The organism is Novosphingobium sp. ZN18A2, from assembly GCF_036784765.1.
In the GTDB taxonomy this organism is placed as follows: Bacteria; Pseudomonadota; Alphaproteobacteria; order Sphingomonadales; family Sphingomonadaceae; genus Novosphingobium.
The window spans coordinates 2,011,685-2,029,518 of the sequence record NZ_CP136651.1; the positions used below are offsets into that span (position 1 = coordinate 2,011,685).

At 62.9% G+C, this 17,834-nt stretch carries 18 protein-coding genes; all 18 read right to left on the bottom strand.

Going from position 1 to position 17,834, the window contains the following annotated elements; all coding sequences use genetic code 11:
- Positions 1–5 precede the first annotated feature (5 nt).
- The 18 genes from RXV95_RS09690 to RXV95_RS09775 are packed head-to-tail and all read right to left on the bottom strand — an operon-like array spanning position 6 to position 17,829.
- Positions 6–1,658, bottom strand: a complete 1,653-nt coding sequence (locus tag RXV95_RS09690) for a ribonuclease J (RefSeq protein WP_338465845.1) — start codon at positions 1,656–1,658, stop codon at positions 6–8.
- Complete coding sequence (locus RXV95_RS09695; RefSeq protein ID WP_338465846.1) at positions 1,655–2,434, bottom strand: type III pantothenate kinase; 780 nt, start codon at positions 2,432–2,434, stop codon at positions 1,655–1,657. The genes RXV95_RS09690 and RXV95_RS09695 overlap by 4 nt, the downstream gene beginning before the upstream one ends.
- 2 nt (positions 2,435–2,436) lie before the next feature.
- Positions 2,437–3,162 (bottom strand): biotin--[acetyl-CoA-carboxylase] ligase, encoded by a 726-nt coding sequence (locus RXV95_RS09700; RefSeq protein ID WP_338465847.1) that lies wholly within the window; start codon positions 3,160–3,162, stop codon positions 2,437–2,439.
- 10 nt (positions 3,163–3,172) lie between these two features.
- A complete protein-coding gene (gene nuoN / locus RXV95_RS09705) occupies positions 3,173–4,636 on the bottom strand; it encodes an NADH-quinone oxidoreductase subunit NuoN (RefSeq protein ID WP_338465848.1) in 1,464 nt (487 codons plus the stop codon).
- Positions 4,636–6,186 carry an NADH-quinone oxidoreductase subunit M gene (locus RXV95_RS09710; RefSeq protein WP_338465849.1) on the bottom strand — a complete coding sequence of 517 codons (1,551 nt, stop codon included), beginning with the start codon at positions 6,184–6,186 and terminating at the stop codon, positions 4,636–4,638. Before RXV95_RS09710 ends, nuoN begins: the two co-directional genes overlap by 1 nt.
- On the bottom strand, positions 6,183–8,183 hold the full coding sequence (gene nuoL, locus RXV95_RS09715) for an NADH-quinone oxidoreductase subunit L (protein ID WP_338465850.1): 2,001 nt from the start codon (positions 8,181–8,183) through the stop codon (positions 6,183–6,185). The genes RXV95_RS09710 and nuoL overlap by 4 nt, the downstream gene beginning before the upstream one ends.
- A 4-nt stretch (positions 8,184–8,187) precedes the next feature.
- A complete protein-coding gene (nuoK, locus tag RXV95_RS09720) occupies positions 8,188–8,493 on the bottom strand; it encodes an NADH-quinone oxidoreductase subunit NuoK (protein WP_338465851.1) in 306 nt (101 codons plus the stop codon).
- Positions 8,490–9,107 carry an NADH-quinone oxidoreductase subunit J gene (locus tag RXV95_RS09725; protein ID WP_338465852.1) on the bottom strand — a complete coding sequence of 206 codons (618 nt, stop codon included), beginning with the start codon at positions 9,105–9,107 and terminating at the stop codon, positions 8,490–8,492. The genes nuoK and RXV95_RS09725 overlap by 4 nt, the downstream gene beginning before the upstream one ends.
- Before the next feature lie 14 nt (positions 9,108–9,121).
- Entirely contained in the window at positions 9,122–9,607 is a 486-nt protein-coding gene (gene nuoI / locus RXV95_RS09730; protein WP_338465853.1) for an NADH-quinone oxidoreductase subunit NuoI, read from the bottom strand.
- Complete coding sequence (nuoH, locus tag RXV95_RS09735; RefSeq protein ID WP_338465854.1) at positions 9,604–10,650, bottom strand: NADH-quinone oxidoreductase subunit NuoH; 1,047 nt, start codon at positions 10,648–10,650, stop codon at positions 9,604–9,606. The genes nuoI and nuoH overlap by 4 nt, the downstream gene beginning before the upstream one ends.
- On the bottom strand, positions 10,647–12,653 hold the full coding sequence (nuoG, locus tag RXV95_RS09740; protein ID WP_338465855.1) for an NADH-quinone oxidoreductase subunit NuoG: 2,007 nt from the start codon (positions 12,651–12,653) through the stop codon (positions 10,647–10,649). The genes nuoH and nuoG overlap by 4 nt, the downstream gene beginning before the upstream one ends.
- Complete coding sequence (locus RXV95_RS09745) at positions 12,653–13,387, bottom strand: hypothetical protein (RefSeq protein ID WP_338465856.1); 735 nt, start codon at positions 13,385–13,387, stop codon at positions 12,653–12,655. The genes nuoG and RXV95_RS09745 overlap by 1 nt, the downstream gene beginning before the upstream one ends.
- A gap of 8 nt (positions 13,388–13,395) precedes the next feature.
- Positions 13,396–14,697, bottom strand: a complete 1,302-nt coding sequence (gene nuoF / locus RXV95_RS09750) for an NADH-quinone oxidoreductase subunit NuoF (protein WP_338465857.1) — start codon at positions 14,695–14,697, stop codon at positions 13,396–13,398.
- Positions 14,687–14,905: a hypothetical protein gene (locus tag RXV95_RS09755; RefSeq protein WP_338465858.1), complete on the bottom strand. Its 219-nt coding sequence runs from the start codon at positions 14,903–14,905 to the stop codon at positions 14,687–14,689. The genes nuoF and RXV95_RS09755 overlap by 11 nt, the downstream gene beginning before the upstream one ends.
- Positions 14,905–15,573, bottom strand: a complete 669-nt coding sequence (gene nuoE, locus RXV95_RS09760; RefSeq protein ID WP_338465859.1) for an NADH-quinone oxidoreductase subunit NuoE — start codon at positions 15,571–15,573, stop codon at positions 14,905–14,907. The genes RXV95_RS09755 and nuoE overlap by 1 nt, the downstream gene beginning before the upstream one ends.
- Positions 15,573–15,782: a hypothetical protein gene (locus tag RXV95_RS09765; protein ID WP_338465860.1), complete on the bottom strand. Its 210-nt coding sequence runs from the start codon at positions 15,780–15,782 to the stop codon at positions 15,573–15,575. Before RXV95_RS09765 ends, nuoE begins: the two co-directional genes overlap by 1 nt.
- Positions 15,779–16,993, bottom strand: a complete 1,215-nt coding sequence (locus tag RXV95_RS09770) for an NADH-quinone oxidoreductase subunit D (RefSeq protein WP_338465861.1) — start codon at positions 16,991–16,993, stop codon at positions 15,779–15,781. Before RXV95_RS09770 ends, RXV95_RS09765 begins: the two co-directional genes overlap by 4 nt.
- Entirely contained in the window at positions 16,990–17,829 is an 840-nt protein-coding gene (locus RXV95_RS09775; protein WP_338465862.1) for an NADH-quinone oxidoreductase subunit C, read from the bottom strand. The genes RXV95_RS09770 and RXV95_RS09775 overlap by 4 nt, the downstream gene beginning before the upstream one ends.
- Positions 17,830–17,834 lie beyond the last annotated feature (5 nt).

Sequence of the window (17,834 nt, forward strand, 5' to 3'; positions counted from 1 at the left end):
CCTGTTTACTCCTCGCACAACAGCACCTGGACGACGGGCTTCTTGCCCGACCAGCGCTGCGCCGCACGGCGCGCGGCCAGTCTGGCGGCTTCCGCGACGGCCAGCCTGTCTTTCTTGCGGTCGCCCTTAAGGTCACGCAGCGCCTGCGCCACGTCTTCGCGTGCCTCGGCCAGGAAGGCGGCCATGTCGTCCTCCAGCGGCAGCCCGATCGGCGCAACCTCGACCTGTGAAACGAGCTTCCCTGCCGGAGACACGGCCAGTGCGACCGTGACGAGCCCCTGGAACGCCAGCTTTCGCCGTGCAGCCATCGCTTCGCCGTCCGCAGGCCCGATGATGTCGCCATCCAGAACGAGCCGCCCCGCGCGCACTTCGTCGATCTTTTCCGGCCCATCGGGCGCCAGACGCACAAGATCGCCGTTCTTCTGCACGATGGTGCGCGCAATACCTTCTTCGCGGCCCAATCGCGCCTGTTCCGTCATATGCCGCATCTCGCCATGCACGGGCACCAGCATCTCTGGCTGCAACCATTCATAAAGCGCGACAAGCTCTGGCCGCCCCGGATGGCCGGAAACGTGGATCATGCTCTGGCGGTCCGTCACCAGCATCACGCCCTTGGCGACAAGCGCGTTCTGGATGCGGCCGATGGCCAGTTCGTTTCCGGGGATCTGGCGGCTTGAAAAGACCACCGCATCGCCCGCTTCAAGCCGGATCGGGTGCTGGTCGCCCGCGATACGCGCCAGCGCCGCGCGGGCCTCGCCCTGCCCGCCGGTGGCAAGCACCATCACTTCCCCGCGCGGCAGGTCCATCGCCTCGTCCATTCCGATCGTTTCGGGAAAGTCTTTCAGATAGCCCGATGCCTGCGCCACGCGGATGATCCGGTCGAGCGAACGCCCGGCAACGCACAGTTGCCGCCCGGTCGCCTGCGCCACTTCTCCCAGTGTCCGCAGGCGCGCCACGTTGGATGCGAAGGTCGTTACCACCACGCGCCGTCCGGACAGGCCGGAGACCGTGTCGAGCAGTCCGGCGCGAACCTCTCCTTCCGAACCCGACGGCTTGGGATTGAAGACGTTGGTGGAATCGCAGACCAGCGCAAGGACGCCGTCCTCGCCGATTTCTATCAGTTCCTCTTCGGTTGCCGGTTCGCCGATGCGCGGCTCGTCATCCAGCTTCCAGTCGCCGGTGTGGAAGATGCGGCCGTGCGGCGTATCGATCAGCAACGCGTTGCCTTCCGCAATGGAGTGCGCCAGCGGAATGTAGCGAATGTCGAACGGGCCAAGGCTGAACGCACCCTCGTTGGGGATCACGTTCAGCTCCACCTCGTCCAGCAGCCCGGCTTCTTCCAGCTTTTCGGCAACAAGCCGCGCGGTGAACGGCGTTGCATAAAGCGGCACGCCGAGTTCCTGCGCGAAATAGGGGACGGCGCCGATATGATCTTCATGCGCGTGCGTCAGCACGATGCCCAGAAGATCGTCGGTCCGCTCCTCGATGAACTCAAGGTCCGCGAACACTAGGTCGACGCCCGGATAAAACGGATCGGCAAAGGTCATGCCCAGGTCAACCATCAGCCATTTGCCGTCGCAGGCATAAAGGTTGACGTTCATCCCGATCTCGCCCGAACCACCCAGGGCGAGGAAGAGAAGTTCCTTTTTCGATTTCACTTGGCTTTTGCTCGTTCCGCAAGAATGGCCAGACCTTCAAGGGTCAGGTCGACGTCGACCGCGTCGAAGATATGGGTGTGATCGTCGAACAGCACGGCAAGGCCACCCGTCGCGATAACCTTTGCCGGTCGGCCGATCTCCGCACGAATGCGCTCGATCAGACCTTCCATCATCGCCACGTAGCCCCAGAACACGCCGATGTGCATCTGGTCTTCGGTGTTGCGGCCGATCACGCTGAGCGTGCGCGGCGGCTCGATCGCGATGCGCGGCAGCTTGGCCGCGGCGCTTACCAGCGCATCGAGCGACAGGTTGATGCCCGGCGCGATGATCCCACCCTTGTAGGCGCCGTTGAAATCGATGGCGTCGAACGTGGTGGCCGTGCCGAAATCCACGATAATAAGGTCGCCGCTGTATTTCGCGTGGGCGGCAATGGCGTTGACGGCCCGGTCCGCGCCCAGCGAGCGCGGTTCGTCCACGTCGATGTCCATGCCGTAATCAACCGGCGCAATACCGGCGATCAGCGGATCGCACCCGAAATACTTCTGCGAAAGCACTTCAAGGTTGTGCATCGCGCGCGGGACGACCGTCGACACGATAACTTTGTCCACTGCCTTAGGGTCATACCCCTCAAGCTGCATCAACTGGCTGAGCCACACGGCATATTCGTCACCAGTCCGGCGTGGATCGGTGGCAATGCGCCATCGCGAAAGGATCTTGCCGTCTTCGACCAGCGCGAAGACGACATTCGTGTTACCCGCGTCGATTGCCAACAGCATGTCTAGAGCTTGTCCTCGGCCACCAGTTCAACGTCGCCCGCCGCAATGACACGCATGGTGCCGTCCGCCAAGCGCAGAAGCGCAATTCCGTTGGCATCTATTCCCGCAAAGGTTCCGGCGATCGGCTCACCTTCGCCATCGCGAACCACGATCGGCGTTCCCGCTGGGTGTGCGACCGCAAGCCATTCCTCGCGCAGGGCGGGCCATTCTCCCGCATGCCAGCGGGAAAGAAGCAGGCTCCACCGGGTTTCGAGGCGGGCGGCAAACGCATCGCGCGGCACATCGAAGCCCAGGGCGGCAAGGCTTTGTGTCTGGCGGCCCGGAACATCGGGTGCGGAGGCGAGGTTCACCCCTATGCCAACCACGATTGCGTCGCCTTGCCGTTCAAGCAGGATGCCCGCCAGCTTCGCGCCATCGACCAGCACGTCGTTCGGCCATTTCAAACTCAGGCCCGGCAGGTCTTGCGCAACGTCGCGCACGGCGCGGTGCACGGCAAGGCCCGCGACAAGCGCCAGCGTAGGGGCTATAGGATCGCCTGCGCGTAGCCACGCGACAGTCGAACCCATGAAATTGCCGGCACCGTCGCTCCATGCCCTGCCCGCGCGACCCCGCCCGGCGGTTTGCCGGTCCGCCACGAGCCAGGCGCCTTCTGACGGGCGCCCTCCCCCGCTCAACCGCGCCAGCAGCGCGGCGTTGGTGGAGGGCAGTTCCGGTACGGTCTCGATCAAGCGGACGGTATCAAACGACGTGGAACAGCGCGGTTGCCGCGCCATCGGCCAGTCCGCCCAGCCACTTCGTCAGGAGATAGCCGAAGGGCGAGATAACAAGCGTCGCCACCGTCAGGATCACGAGGTGCGACAGTTCCGCCGGCCCGGTAACGCGGCCGGTTTCCTCGTCGAAATACATCACCTTCACGACCTTGATGTAATAGAACGCACTTATAACCGAAGCGGCGATACCGATTGCGGCCAGCGGCGTCAGCCCTGCCTCGACCGCGGCCTGGAATACCACGAACTTGCCCCAGAAGCCGAACAGCGGCGGAATGCCGGCCAGGCTGAACATCACGGTTGCCAGCGCCAGTGCCAGGCCCGGCCGGGTGCGCGAAAGGCCGCCCAGATCGGCGATGGCTTCCACCTGGTTTCCGTTTTCGTCACGCAGCAGCAGGATCGCGACGAAGCCCGCCACGCTCATCGCCACATAGATCCACAGATAGACCAGCATGGCCGACGCACCCTGAGGCGTCGCGGCGGCAAGACCGATCAGCATGAAGCCGATGTTGTTGATCGACGAATAGGCCATCAGTCGCTTGATGTTGGCCTGCCCGATCGCTCCCAATGCACCGACGATGATCGAAAGCAGCGCGGCGAAGATCACGATCTGCTGCCATGCGCCGGTCTGTCCGCCAAACGCATCGAGCGATACGCGCATCAACAGGCCCAGCGCGGCCACCTTGGGCGCGGTGGCGAAGAAGGTGGTGACCGGGGTCGGCGCGCCTTCATAAACGTCCGGCGTCCACATATGGAACGGCGCGGCGCTGATCTTGAAGGCAAGCCCCGCCAGCATGAAGATCACGCCGAACAGTGCCCCCATCGCCGCCGGGCCATCCAGCGCGGCACGGATGCCGGCAAAGTTGGTCGTGCCGGTAAAGCCATAGGTCAGGCTCATGCCGAACAGCAGGATGCCGCTGGCGAGCGCGCCGAGCACGAAATACTTGAGGCCCGCTTCCGCCGAACGGTCGTCCGTCCGCAGGAAGGCCGCCAGCACGTATGCCGCGAGCGAGTTCAGTTCCAGACCGATATAGAGCGCCAGCAGGTCCGTTGCGGCGAGCATGATCCCCATGCCCAGTGCGGCGAACAGCACCAGCAACGGGAATTCCGCGCGCATCGCGCCAACCCGTTCGAAGAAGCTGGGCGCGATCATCAGCGTGACCGCGGCGGCGGCATAGACCAGAACCTTGCCGAAGGCAGCGAAGGCATCGACGTGCAACTGGCCGTAGAAGGCCGAAGTCGACGGCCCCATCGCCCCGTCACAAAGCGCGGGCACGGTAAGTGCGGCCGCTGCGACGAGCGCCGCAACCGACAGGATCGAAATCAGGCGCGAAGCCTTGTCTCCACCCCACGCGGCGACAAGCAGAAGCGCCAGCCCCGAGATGCTGAGCACCTCTTCCGGAGCGACAAGCCAGAGTGAATGCGCGAGATCCATCAGTGCGCCCCCTCTTGCGCTTCAGCAATTTCGTGATGTTCGGCCCTGGCTGCCGCTTCGGGATTGCCGGGCGTCGGTTGCGCGTCGCTCTTCGGCGCGGTGGCCGCGACGCGCGCTTCGATCGCCTGGATGTCCGAACGCATCGGCGCAAGGAAGCTTTCCGGATAGACGCCCATCCACAGGATGACGAGGCCGAGCGGCACGACCATGGCGATTTCGCGCCAATCGAGGTCGGCCATCGCCGCGGCATCGGCGTTCTTCTGCTCACCGAAGATCACCCGGCGATAGAGATAGAGCATATAGGCCGCGCCCAGGATGATGCCCGTCGTCGCAACCAGCGCCACCCAGCTTGAAAGCTGGTAGATACCGGCGAGGCTGAGGAACTCACCCACGAAACCGCTTGTGCCCGGAAGGCCGATAGAGGCCATCGTGAACAGCATGAAGAACAGCGCATAACGCGGCATGTTGATGGCAAGACCGCCGTAACGGTCTATCTCGCGCGTGTGCAGCCGGTCGTAGATGATGCCCACCGAAAGGAACAGCGCGCCCGACACGATACCGTGGCTGAGCATGACGATCATCGCGCCTTCAAGGCCCTGCACGTTGAAGGCGAACAGACCCACGGTCACGATCGCCATGTGCGCGACCGATGAATAGGCGATCAGCTTCTTCATGTCGTGCTGCACGAGCGCGACCAGCGAGGTATAGACCACCGCGATCATCGAAAGCGCGAAGATCACCCAAGCGAAATCGGCGCTCGCCTGCGGGAACATGGGCAGGCTGAAGCGGATGAAGCCGTAACCGCCCATCTTCAGCAGCACGCCCGCCAGGATGACCGAACCCGCGGTCGGCGCCTGGACGTGCGCGTCGGGAAGCCAGGTGTGGACCGGCCACATCGGCATCTTCACCGCGAAACTGGCGAAGAAGGCCAGCCACAGCCAGTGCTGCGCATAGACCGGGAAGTCATACTGCATCAGCGTGGGAATGTCTGTCGTGCCCGCCTCGTTCGCCATCCAGAACATCGCGATCAGCATCAGCACGGAGCCGAGCAACGTGTAGAGGAAGAACTTGTAGCTGGCGTAAATCCTGTCCGTGCCGCCCCACACGCCGATGATCAGGTACATCGGGATCAGGCCGGCTTCGAAGAAGATGTAGAACAGGAACAGGTCCTGCGCCGCGAAAACGCCGATCATCAGCGTTTCCATGATCAGGAACGCGGCCATGTATTCGCCAACGCGCTTGTCGATCGATTTCCAGCTGGCGCCGATGCAGATCGGCATCAGGAAAACCGAAAGCTCGATCAGCAGCAGGGCGATACCGTCAATTCCCAGTTTCCACGAGAACCCGGCAAACAGGTCAACATGTTCGCGGAACTGCCACTGCGCACCGCCGATATCGAAGTTCGCCCACAGCACCACGCCCAGAGCGAAATCGACCAGCGTCGCGACAAGCGCGATCATCCGTGCCGTCCTGGCGTCTGCAAACAGGCAGGCCACCGCCGCGACGAGCGGCACCAGCAGCATCAGCGAAAGGATCGGAAAACCGGTCATTGTGCGATCACCCAGCTGATTGCCGCGACAAGGCCGACAAGCATGACCAGCGCGTAACTATAGAGATATCCCGACTGCAGCTTCACCGCCCCGCGCGTGCCCTGCGCCACCACCCAGGCAGCGCCGTTGGGGCCGAAGCGGTCGATGATGCCGATATCGCCGATCTTCCAGAACTGGCGGCCGATCCAGAAGGCCGGGCGCACGAACAGGAAGTTGTACAGCTCGTCGAAGTACCACTTGTTGTAGACGAAGCGGTAAACCACCCCGAACTGGCTGACGAAAGCCGCCGGCAGCTTGGGGTTGCGGATATAGGCATACCACGCGACGCCGAAGCCGATCAGCATGACGATGGTCGGGGCCAGCTTGGTCAGTTCCGGCAGTTCATGCATCGCGTGCATCAGGTGCGCGTCGAAGAACAGGCTGCCCTTCCAGAAGCCCTCGCCCGTTTCGGGGCCGACGAACCAACCGGTAAAGACCAGCCCTGCGAAAATCGCGCCCATGCTCAGCACCGCCAGCGGCACCATCATGTTGAGCGGGCTTTCATGCGGGTGATAGCCGCCGGTGGTGTCCGCGCCCGCCTGTTCGGGCGTCTTGTGGACCGAATGCTGGATATGCTCGCTCTCGATCCAGCGCGGCTTGCCGTAGAACGTCAGGAACACGAGCCGCCATGAATAGAAGCTGGTCAGCAACGCCGCGATCACGCCCATCCACCAGGCGAACCCGCCCAGCGGCGTGCCGGAAGCGGCGGCGGCCTCGATGATCGCGTCCTTCGAATAGAAGCCCGCGAAGCCGAAGAAATTCTCGATACCCACGCCGGTGATCGCCAGCGTACCCGCCATCATCGCGGCAAAGGTCCACGGAATCTTCCGCCACAGGCCGCCGTAATAGCGCATGTCCTGCTCGTGATGCATCGCATGGATGACCGAACCCGCGCCAAGGAACAGCAGCGCCTTGAAGAAGGCGTGGGTGAACAGGTGGAACATCGCCGCGCCATAGGCGCCGACGCCGGCGGCGAAGAACATGTAGCCCAGCTGCGAACAGGTGGAATAGGCGATCACCCGCTTGATGTCCCACTGCGTGGTGCCGATCGTGGCGGCGAAGAAGCACGTCGCCGCGCCGATGAAGGTCACGAACAGCGAGGCATCGGGGCTGGCATGGAACATCGGCGACAGGCGGCAGACCATGAACACGCCCGCCGTAACCATCGTCGCGGCGTGGATCAGCGCCGAAACCGGGGTCGGGCCTTCCATCGCGTCCGGAAGCCAGGTGTGTAGCCCCAGCTGCGCGGACTTGCCCATCGCGCCGATGAACAGAAGGATGCACAGCACCGTCATCGTATCGAAACGATGGCCGAGGAAACCGATGGTCGAACCCGCCATTCCGGGGGCCGCCTGCAGGATTTCGGGGATCGATACGGTGTTGAACACCAGGTACGTGCCGAAAATCCCCAGCATGAAGCCAAGGTCGCCAACGCGGTTGACCACGAAGGCCTTGATCGCGGCGGCGTTTGCGCTGGGCTTACGGAACCAGAACCCGATGAGCAGGTAGGAAGCGAGGCCGACACCTTCCCATCCGAAGAACATCTGCACCAGGTTGTTCGCCGTTACCAGCATCAGCATGGCGAAGGTAAACAGCGACAGGTAGGCGAAGAAGCGCGGCTGGTCCGGATCGTCCTCCATGTACCCCCACGAATAGAGGTGGACGAGCGCGGAGACGCTGGTGACGACCACCAGCATCGTTGCCGTCAGCGCATCGACGCGCAGTTCCCAGTTAAAGGCCATCCCGCCCGACTGGACCCAGTGCAGCACCGGCGTAACCGTCGCTTCGGCGCTGCCCGCGAGATAGCTGATGAAGATCGGCCAGGACAGCGCACAGGCGATGAACAGCGCGCCGGTGGTGGCGACCTTGGCCGGCACGTTGCCGATGGCGCGGTTGCCCAGACCGGCGACGATCGCTGCCAGAAGCGGCAGGAAAACGATGAAGAGAATGGCGTGCAACGGACTATCCCTTCATCCGATTGACATCGTCCACCGCGATCGTGCCGCGGCGGCGGAAATAGATCACCAGGATCGCAAGGCCGATCGCCGCTTCGCCGGCCGCCACGGTCAGCACGAACATCGCGAAGACCTGGCCGGTTAGATCGTGGAGATAGGCGCTGAAAGCGACGAGGTTCAGGTTCACCGCCAGAAGGATCAGTTCGATCGCCATAAGGATCACGATCACGTTCTTGCGGTTAAGGAAGATGCCGAGCACGCCCATCACGAAGAGGATCGAACTCACCACGACATAGTGTTCGATTCCGATCACAGTTCGACCCCCTTTCCGACCTCGGGCTTGACGTTGCGCGTGGCCTCTTCGGGCCGGCGGGTTACCTGTTTCCACACGCTCTGCCCGCGGTTGTCGCTGCGCTGGCGGTGGGTAAGCACGATTGCGCCGATCATCGCGACCAGCAGGATGATGCCCGCGGCCTCGAACAGGAACAGGTAGCGGGTATAAAGCAGCGCGCCGATCGCTTCGGTGTTGGTGGTGCCCAGCGAAGGCGCGGCCGAACCGTCGGGCGACCCCAGCTTCAACCCACCCGCGCTGTTGGCGAACAGGCCGATGCCCAGTTCCACCAGCAGGACGATGGCCAGCAGCAGCCCGACCGGGAAGTTGCGGACAAAGCCCGCGCGCAGTTCCGCGAAATCGATGTCGAGCATCATCACGACGAACAGGAACAGCACAGCGACCGCGCCCACATAGACGATGACGAGCAGCATCGCGATGAACTCTGCCCCCGCGATTACCATCAGGCCGGCGGCGTTGAAGAACGCGACGATCAGCCACAGCACCGAATGGACCGGGTTGCGCGCGAAGATCGTGAACGCGCCCGCAAGAAGCATGATGCCCGCGAAAAGATAGAATGCGATTGTCTGAATCATGGCCCCGGCGCCCCCTATCGATACGGTGCGTCGGCTTCAAGGTTCGCGGCGATCGCACGCTCCCACTTGTCCCCGTTCGCCAATAGCTTGGCCTTGTCGTAAAGCAGCTCTTCGTGCGTTTCGGCCGCGTATTCGAAGTTCGGCCCTTCGACGATGGCATCCACCGGGCAGGCTTCCTGACAGAAGCCGCAATAGATGCACTTCGTCATGTCGATGTCATAGCGCGTGGTGCGGCGTGATCCGTCATCGCGCGGCTCGGCCTCGATGGTGATGGCCTGCGCCGGGCAGATCGCCTCGCACAGCTTGCACGCGATGCAGCGTTCCTCGCCGTTGGGATAACGACGCAGGGCATGCTCGCCGCGAAAGCGCGGGGAAAGCGGGTTCTTCTCGAATGGGTAGTTGATCGTCGCCTTCGGTTTGAAGAAGTACGACAGCGTGAGGGCGTGCGCCTTCACGAACTCCCAGAGGGTGAAGCTCTTTACGAGCTGGCCGACACTCATGCGAAATGTCCCGTAAGCATCAGGTAGCCGCTGACGACGAACACGAACAGCAGCGAAAGGGGCAGGAAGATCTTCCAGCCAAGGCGCATCAGCTGGTCATAGCGGTACCGCGGCACGGTCGCCTTCACCCAGCCGAACATGAAGAAGAAGATACAGATCTTGATGAGCAGCCACACGAATCCGGGCAGCAAATACAGCGGCGCCCAGTCGATCGGCGGCAGGTAGCCACCCCAGAACAGCGTGGCGTTCAACGTGCACATCAGCAGAACGTTGGCATATTCGCCCAGCCAGTAGAGCGCGAAGGCCATCGACGAATATTCGGTCTGATAGCCGGCCACCAGTTCGCTCTCCGCCTCGGTCAGGTCGAACGGTGCGCGCTGCGTTTCGGCAAGGCTGGAGATGAAGAACATCACCCAGATCGGGAACAGCAGCGGGTTCAGCGCGAAGGCATTGAAAATGCCAAGGATGTGCCCCTGCTGCGCCTGCACGATGGCGTTCATGTTGAACGTTCCGGCCCACAGCACGATGCAGATCAGGATGAAGCCAATCGAAACTTCATAGCTGATCATCTGCGCCGAAGCGCGCATGGCCGAGAAGAACGGATATTTCGAGTTGCTCGCCCAGCCCGCGATCACCGTGCCGTAAACGCCCAGTGAAGAGATCGCGAGGACATAGAGCAGCCCGACGTTGATGTTGCCAAGGATCGCGCCCGAATTGAACGGGATCACCGCCCAGGCCGAAAGCGCCACCGTGAAGGTGATGATCGGCGCGATCAGGAACAAGCCCTTGTTCGATGCCGAAGGAATGATCGTTTCCTGCAGCATCACCTTCAGGCCGTCCGCGAAGGACTGCAACAAACCGAAAGGACCGACCACGTTGGGGCCGCGCCGCAGCGCCATGAAGGCCCACAACCGGCGCTCCGCATAGATCACCATCGCCACCGCCAGCATCAGCGGCAGCGCGATAAGCAATACGCCGCAGATCGTGGCGACGAACCACGCCCAGTCATAGCTCATGCCAAGGGATTGGAAGAATTCGGTCATTCCGCGGCCTCCGCGAAAGTCTCGCCATGCAGCAGTTCGGCCGAGCAGCGCTGCAGCGTCGGGCTAGCCCGGCAGATGGCGTTGGTAAGATAGCGGTCCTTGATCGGGTAGCCGATCGTGCCTTCGGCTTTCGCGTCCTTGGGCGCGGCGGGAAGCGCGCCATAGTTCGCCAGGCCTTCCGTGCCCAGCGCCGGAACCTCGGCGATCATCGCGGCGCGCAGTTCGTCAAAGCTGTCGAACCCGACAGAGACTCCCAGCGCATCCGCCATCGCGCGAAGGATGGTCCAGTCCTCGCGCGCGTCGCCCGGAGCGAAGATAGCCTTTTCGGCGTATTGCACGCGGCCTTCGGTGTTGACGTAAGTTCCGTCCTTCTCGGTGAAGGCGGAAGCCGGCAGCACCACGTCGGCCGCGTGTGCGCCCTTGTCGCCGTGGTGGCCGATATAAACGATCATGCTGTCCGCGAACTTCGTGAAGTCCACCTCGTCCGCACCCAGCGCGATCACCATCTTCGGCTTCGCCGCCACAAGGTCGGCAATGCCGCCCTTCTGCGCGTAACCCAGCATCAGGCCCCCCATGCGCGCGGCGGAGAAGTGGAGGACGTTGAAGCCGTTCCACCCGTCACGGACGAGCTTGAACTTCTCGGCAAAGGCCAGCCCTGCCTCGATGCCGCCCTTGGCGGCACCCGCGCCGCCAACGATGATCGCCGGGCGCTCAGCCGCCTTGAATGCATCGTTCACATCCTTGGGCAGCTTGCCCATCACTGCGATGTCGTCACCCAGGAAGGTGGCGGGATAGGTCGTCTCCCATTCGGGGCCGACCACAAACACTTTCGCGCCCTTCTTCACCGCCTTGCGGATGCGCACATTGACCAGCGCGGCCTCGTCGCGAACCTGGCTGCCCACGATCAGGATAGCGTCGGCGTTCTCGACTTCCGCGAACGTGGTGTTGAAGTTCACAGCGGCGAGGTTGGTGCAATCATAGGCCAGACCGGTCTGCCGACCTTCGAGAAGCTCGGACCCCAGCGCGTTCGCCAGTTTCTTCGCTGCGAACATCGTTTCGCAATCGACGATGTCACCCGCGATCACCGCAACGGCCTTGCCGGGGTTGATCTTGCCGATGGCCGCGAATGCTTCCTGCCAGCTGGCCGCCTGCAACTTGCCGTCAACGCGCAGCCACGGCTTGTCGAGACGGCGGCGGACAAGGCCATCCACGCAGAACCGGCCCTTGTCGGTAAGCCATTCCTCATTCACGTCATCGTTCACGCGCGGCAGGATGCGCAGCACCTCGCGCCCGCGGCTGTCGACACGGATGTTGGAGCCGACCGCGTCTGACACGTCTATCGAGAGCGTCTTCTTAAGCTCCCACGGACGCGCCTCGAACGCATAAGGACGCGACGTGAGCGCCCCGACCGGACAAAGGTCGATCACGTTCGCCGAAAGCTCGTGCGCGGCGGCCTGTTCCAGGTAGGTCGTGATCTGCATGTTCTCGCCGCGATAAAGCGCGCCGATCTCGTCCACGCCTGCGATCTCTTCGGAGAAACGCACGCAGCGGGTGCAGTGGATGCAGCGCGTCATCACCGTCTTGATGAGCGGCCCCATGTACTTCTCTGTCACCGCGCGCTTGTTCTCGTGATAGCGAGAGCCGCCGCGGCCATAGGCGATGGACTGATCCTGCAGGTCGCACTCGCCGCCCTGGTCGCAAATGGGGCAATCGAGCGGGTGGTTGATGAGCAGGAACTCCATCACCCCTTCGCGCGCCTTGCGGACCATTTCACTGTCCGTGCGGATTTCCTGACCTTCGCTGGCGGGAAGCGCGCACGAAGCCTGCGGCTTGGGCGGCCCCGGCTTCACTTCGACCAGGCACATCCGGCAGTTGCCGGCGATACTGAGCCGTTCGTGATAGCAGAAACGGGGGATTTCCTTGCCGGCAAGCTCACACGCCTGCAGGACGGTAGCGCCCTGCGGAACTTCGAGTTCAACGCCGTCGACTTTGACCTTTGGCATCAGGGCTGGCCTGTATAGCTGGGGGCAGTCGGCGCGACGAAGCGTTGCCACATCCCTTCGGCGGCAAAACTACGCACGCTCTGCGCGGTGAATGAGAGAGTTTGACCTTTCGGCAGGCATTTGCCCAATGCCGGTGCAAGCGCGCGCGCAGCCGTGTCTTCATCAATCGAAGCGGGCTTCGTGCGCAGCAAGGCATCGGCACCAGCCGGATCAGTCATCGCGATGCAATCCTCAAACTGCGCAAGTCCGCGTGCAATGGGAAGATCATCACCTGTTGCGACGAATGTGCGAGCCGGCACGACGGAGTCAGGAGGTGGCGCTATATAAGTGCGCCGGTTGGCAAGATATGCTTGTTCGGCCAGCAAGCCCCTCATCGCTGACTGAGAGGTCGAAAGGCCCCTCTCCTTCGTCGCACCTATCATGGTGTCACCTAGGCAATAGTCGACAACAAGAAAAGTGCCGATATTATGGCTGCCTTTCGGCTTAACGTAAGACTTGTCGTCGCTATTCCGCAGGTACCAATCGGTACGTTGCGGAACGCTCTTCTGTACGCAGAGCGCAACATAATTGACGAGTTCGCGTCGCTGCGCTTCGTCAAGGCTATTCGGCTTCTGCTTGAAGCGCGTTCCGATCTGCGATTCCGGATTGAGCGGATGCTGCTCGTCATGCGCGAGGGCGGGTGCACTGGAAATCAGGCAGCATGCCCCAGTTGCAATCAGAGCCGGTCGGGCCAACGAATGTCTCACTCGGCAGCCTCCCGCACGTTCTCTGCAATGCGGCGTTCGATTTCGGGGCGGAAGTGGCGCAGCAGGCCCTGGATCGGCCACGCCGCCGCATCGCCCAGCGCGCAGATGGTGTGGCCTTCGACCTGCTTGGTCACTTCGAACAGCATGTCGATTTCGGCCGGATCGGCATCGCCGCTTTCAAGCCGCTTCATCACGCGCCACATCCAGCCCGTGCCCTCGCGGCACGGCGTGCACTGGCCGCAGCTTTCGTGCTTGTAGAAATAGCTGATGCGGCTGATCGCCTTCACTATGTCGGTGGACTTGTCCATCACAATCACCGCCGCGGTACCAAGGCCCGAGCCGACCGCCTTCAGGCCGTCGAAATCCATGGGTGCGTCCCAGATGTCCGCCGCCGGAACCAGCGGGACCGAAGACCCGCCGGGGATCACGGCCAGCAGGTTGTCCCTGCCGCCGGTAATGCCGCCGCAGTGCTTTTCGATCAGCTCTCCGAACGGGATGCTCATCGTTTCCTCGACCACGCAGGGCTTGTTCACGTGACCGGAAATCTGGAACAGCTTGGTGCCGTGGTTGTTCTCGCGCCCGAAGCTTGAAAACCACGCCGCGCCGCGCCGCATGATCGTGGGCGCGACAGCAATCGATTCCACGTTGTTGACCGTGGTGGGGCAGCCATAAAGGCCCGCGCCCGCCGGGAACGGCGGCTTCAGGCGGGGCTGGCCCTTCTTGCCTTCAAGGCTTTCGATCATCGCGGTTTCTTCGCCGCAGATGTATGCGCCCGCGCCGCGATGCACGAACACGTCGAAATCATAGCCCGAACCGCAAGCGTTCTTGCCCAGCAGGCCGGCCGCGTAGGCTTCCTCACGCGCGGCGAAGAGCACTTCGGCCTCGCGGATATATTCCCCGCGGATATAGATATAGGCCGCGCGCGCGCCCATCGCGAAACCGGCGACCAGCGCCCCTTCGAAAAGGAGGTGCGGATCGTGCCGCATGATCTCGCGGTCCTTGCACGAACCGGGTTCGGATTCGTCGGCGTTGATGACCAGAAAGCTGGGCCGCGCGTTACCGCTCGAATCCTTCGGCGCTTCCTTGGGCATGAACGACCATTTGAGGCCGGTCGGGAAACCGGCGCCGCCGCGACCGCGCAGGCCCGAAGCCTTGATCTCCTCGATGATGACATCCTTGCCCTTGGCGAGGATGTCCTTCGTGTTGTCCCATGCGCCGCGCGCCTGCGCCTCTTTCAGGTTCCACGGCTGGTAGCCATAGACATTGGTGAAGATGCGATCCTTGTCTTCAAGCACCACGCTTCTCCCCACTGAGGATACGACGATAGACGAAAGCCCAGATCACACCGCCCGCCAGCGCGGCGGGCACAACGCCCAGCCACTCTGCCTGTTCAAGCCAGCGGCCCTGCGTGGCCCGCGTGATAAGCGCGAAGATCGGCACGAAAGTGATCCCCCAGATCAGGCCGGTGCGCAGCGGATGCGCCTCAAGCTGGTCGAAGCCCGCCATTACCATTCACCCCGGTAATCGTGGTTTTCGGCGACCATGTCTTTCAATGTGGTGGGACCACCCAGCGGCTCCACGGTGTGACGTCCGGGTTCCTGCGTGCCCGGCTTGGGCGTTTCGCCCTTGGCCAGTGCGTCAAGCACCGCATCAAGCCGTTCCGGCGTCAGGTCTTCGTAGTTGTCGTCGTTGATCTGGACCATCGGCGCGGATGCGCAGTTGCCCATGCATTCCACCTCGGTCAGCGTCCACAGGCCGTCTCCGGTCGTGTGCCCCTTCTTCATGCCGCGCTTGTAACAGGCGTCCATGATGCCTTCCGACCCGCGCAGCATGCACGGCGTCGTACCGCAGACCTGCACGTGGAAGCGACCCACGGGCTGAATGTTGTACATGGTATAGAACGTCGCGACTTCGAGCACGCGGATCACCGGCATGTCGAGATAGGTGGCGACGTACTCCATCACCGGCAGCGGCAACCAGCCCTGCGTGTTCGTTTCCGCGCCCACCTGGCGCTGCGCAAGGTCGAGCAGCGGCATCACCGCGCTGCGCTGGCGGCCTTCGGGATAGCGCGCGACGACCTCTTTCGCCTTGGCCGCGTTTTCCTTTGTCCAGGCGAAGTTGCCCCAGCGCGCGCGCAGTTCCGCGCTATCGGGTTCGGGATGACGATCGGCCATCAGCGACCTCCCGCCCGGCGCGCGGCAATGCGGCGCCACTGCTGGTTCGCGAAGGTCGCGATCTCGTACCCGCCGATCCCGGTGATCATCATCGGCAGCCAGTCGGGCGTCTGCGCACCCAGAAAGACCATCGCGAAGAAGACCGCCGCCAGCGCCAGTCCGGTGACGGAGGCGAGCACGGTCAATTGTTGCTGCGTATTGAAATTCAACGGTCGCACTCCCCGAACACCACGTCGATCGCGCCGAGAATGGCGGTCGCATCGGGCAGCATGTGGCCCTTGCTCATGAAGTCCATCGCCTGCAGGTGGCTGAACGCGGTTGGCCGGATCTTGCAGCGATACGGCTTGTTGGACCCGTCGCTGACCAGATAGACGCCGAACTCGCCCTTGGGGCTTTCGGTCGCGACATAGACCTCGCCCGCAGGGACATGGAAACCTTCGGTGTAGAGCTTGAAGTGATGGATCAGCGCTTCCATCGAACTCTTCATCTCGCCGCGCTTGGGCGGAACCACCTTGCGGTCGCTGCTCGCCACCGGCCCGTCGGGCATTTCGGCAAGGCACTGCTTCATGATCCTGGCCGACTGGCGCACTTCCTCCACACGAACCATGAACCGGTCATAGCAGTCGGAATTCGTGCCTACCGGGATCTCGAAGTCCATGCGGTCATAAACGTCGTAAGGCTGGCTCTTGCGAAGATCCCACGGAATGCCCGCGGCGCGGATCATTGGGCCGGAAAAGCCCCAGCGCATCGCGTCTTCGCGGCTGACGACGGCGATATCGACGTTGCGCTGCTTGAAGATGCGGTTGTCGATGACAAGGCTCATCGCGTCCTCGAACAGCTTCGGCAGACGCGTATCGAGCCAGTCGGCAATGTCCGTCAGCAGCTTCAGCGGCACGTCCTGGTGCACACCGCCGGGGCGGAACCACGCGGAGTGCATCCGCGCACCCGAAGCCCGTTCGAAGAAGTTCAGGCAGTCTTCGCGAATTTCGAACAGCCACAGGTTCGGCGTCATCGCGCCCACGTCCATCACGTGGCTGCCGATGTTCAGCATGTGGTTGCAGATGCGCGTCAGCTCCGCGAACAGCACGCGAAGGTATTGTCCGCGCAGCGGAACCTCAAGGTTCAGCAGCTTCTCGATCGCCAGCACATAGCTGTGCTCCATGCCCAGCGGAGAGCAGTAATCGAGGCGGTCGAAGTATGGCAGCGCCTGCGTATAGGTCTTGTGCTCGATCAGCTTTTCAGTGCCCCGGTGAAGCAGGCCGACGTGCGGATCGATGCGTTCGATCACTTCGCCGTCCAGTTCCATCACCATGCGCAAAACGCCGTGCGCGGCCGGGTGCTGCGGTCCGAAATTGATCGTGTAATTGGTTACGACGTCGCCTTCGGTGGTCGGCGACTGTTCCAGCGAGAGGCCACTCATGCGCCGTCTCCGTCAGTCTTCTTCTTGCGGGCCGCGGGCTTCCTTGCCGGAGCCTTGGGCTTGGCCGCCCCTTCGGCCTTCTTCGCCGCCGGCTTTTTGGCCGCGGGCTTTTTCGCGAGCGCCTTCTTGGCAGGCGCCTTTTCCGCCGGCGCGGCATCCGCCTTGGCGGCGGGAGGCGGCGGAGGCGGAGGCGGTGGCGGCGGTGGCGGCGGGGCCGCTTCGGCCTTCTCGTCACCCGGCAGTACGTATTCCGCGCCTTCCCACGGGCTCATGAAGTCGAACGTGCGGAAATCCTGCGCCAGCTGCACCGGCTCATAGACCACGCGCTTGTCCTCTTCGGAATAGCGCAGCTCGACATAGCCCGTCAGCGGGAAGTCCTTGCGCTGCGGGTGCCCTTCGAAGCCATAGTCGGTCAGGATGCGGCGCAGGTCCGTGTTGCCGGCGAAAAGCACGCCGTACATGTCGAACACCTCGCGCTCCAGCCAGCCCGCGTTGGGCCACAGCGTCGTCACGGTCGGCACCGGCGTATCTTCCGAAGCGTTGACCTTGCAAACGATGCGGTGGTTCTTGGTCAGCGACAGAAGCATGTAGACGACTTCGAAACGCTCTGCGCGCGCCGGGAAATCGACCCCTGCGATCTCCATCATCATCTGGTATTCGTGATCGTCGCGCAGAAGGCGCAGCGCGTCCTCTATACGGTCGCGCACGACCGTCAGCACGATCTCGCCATGCTCTTCCTTCGCGGAGAGCAGCATATCGCCCAGAGCGGCGGAAAGCGCGTCTTTCACACCCTCGTTGGAGGACCACTTCGGCGCGGAGTGGAGAACTTCGGTCATGTGCC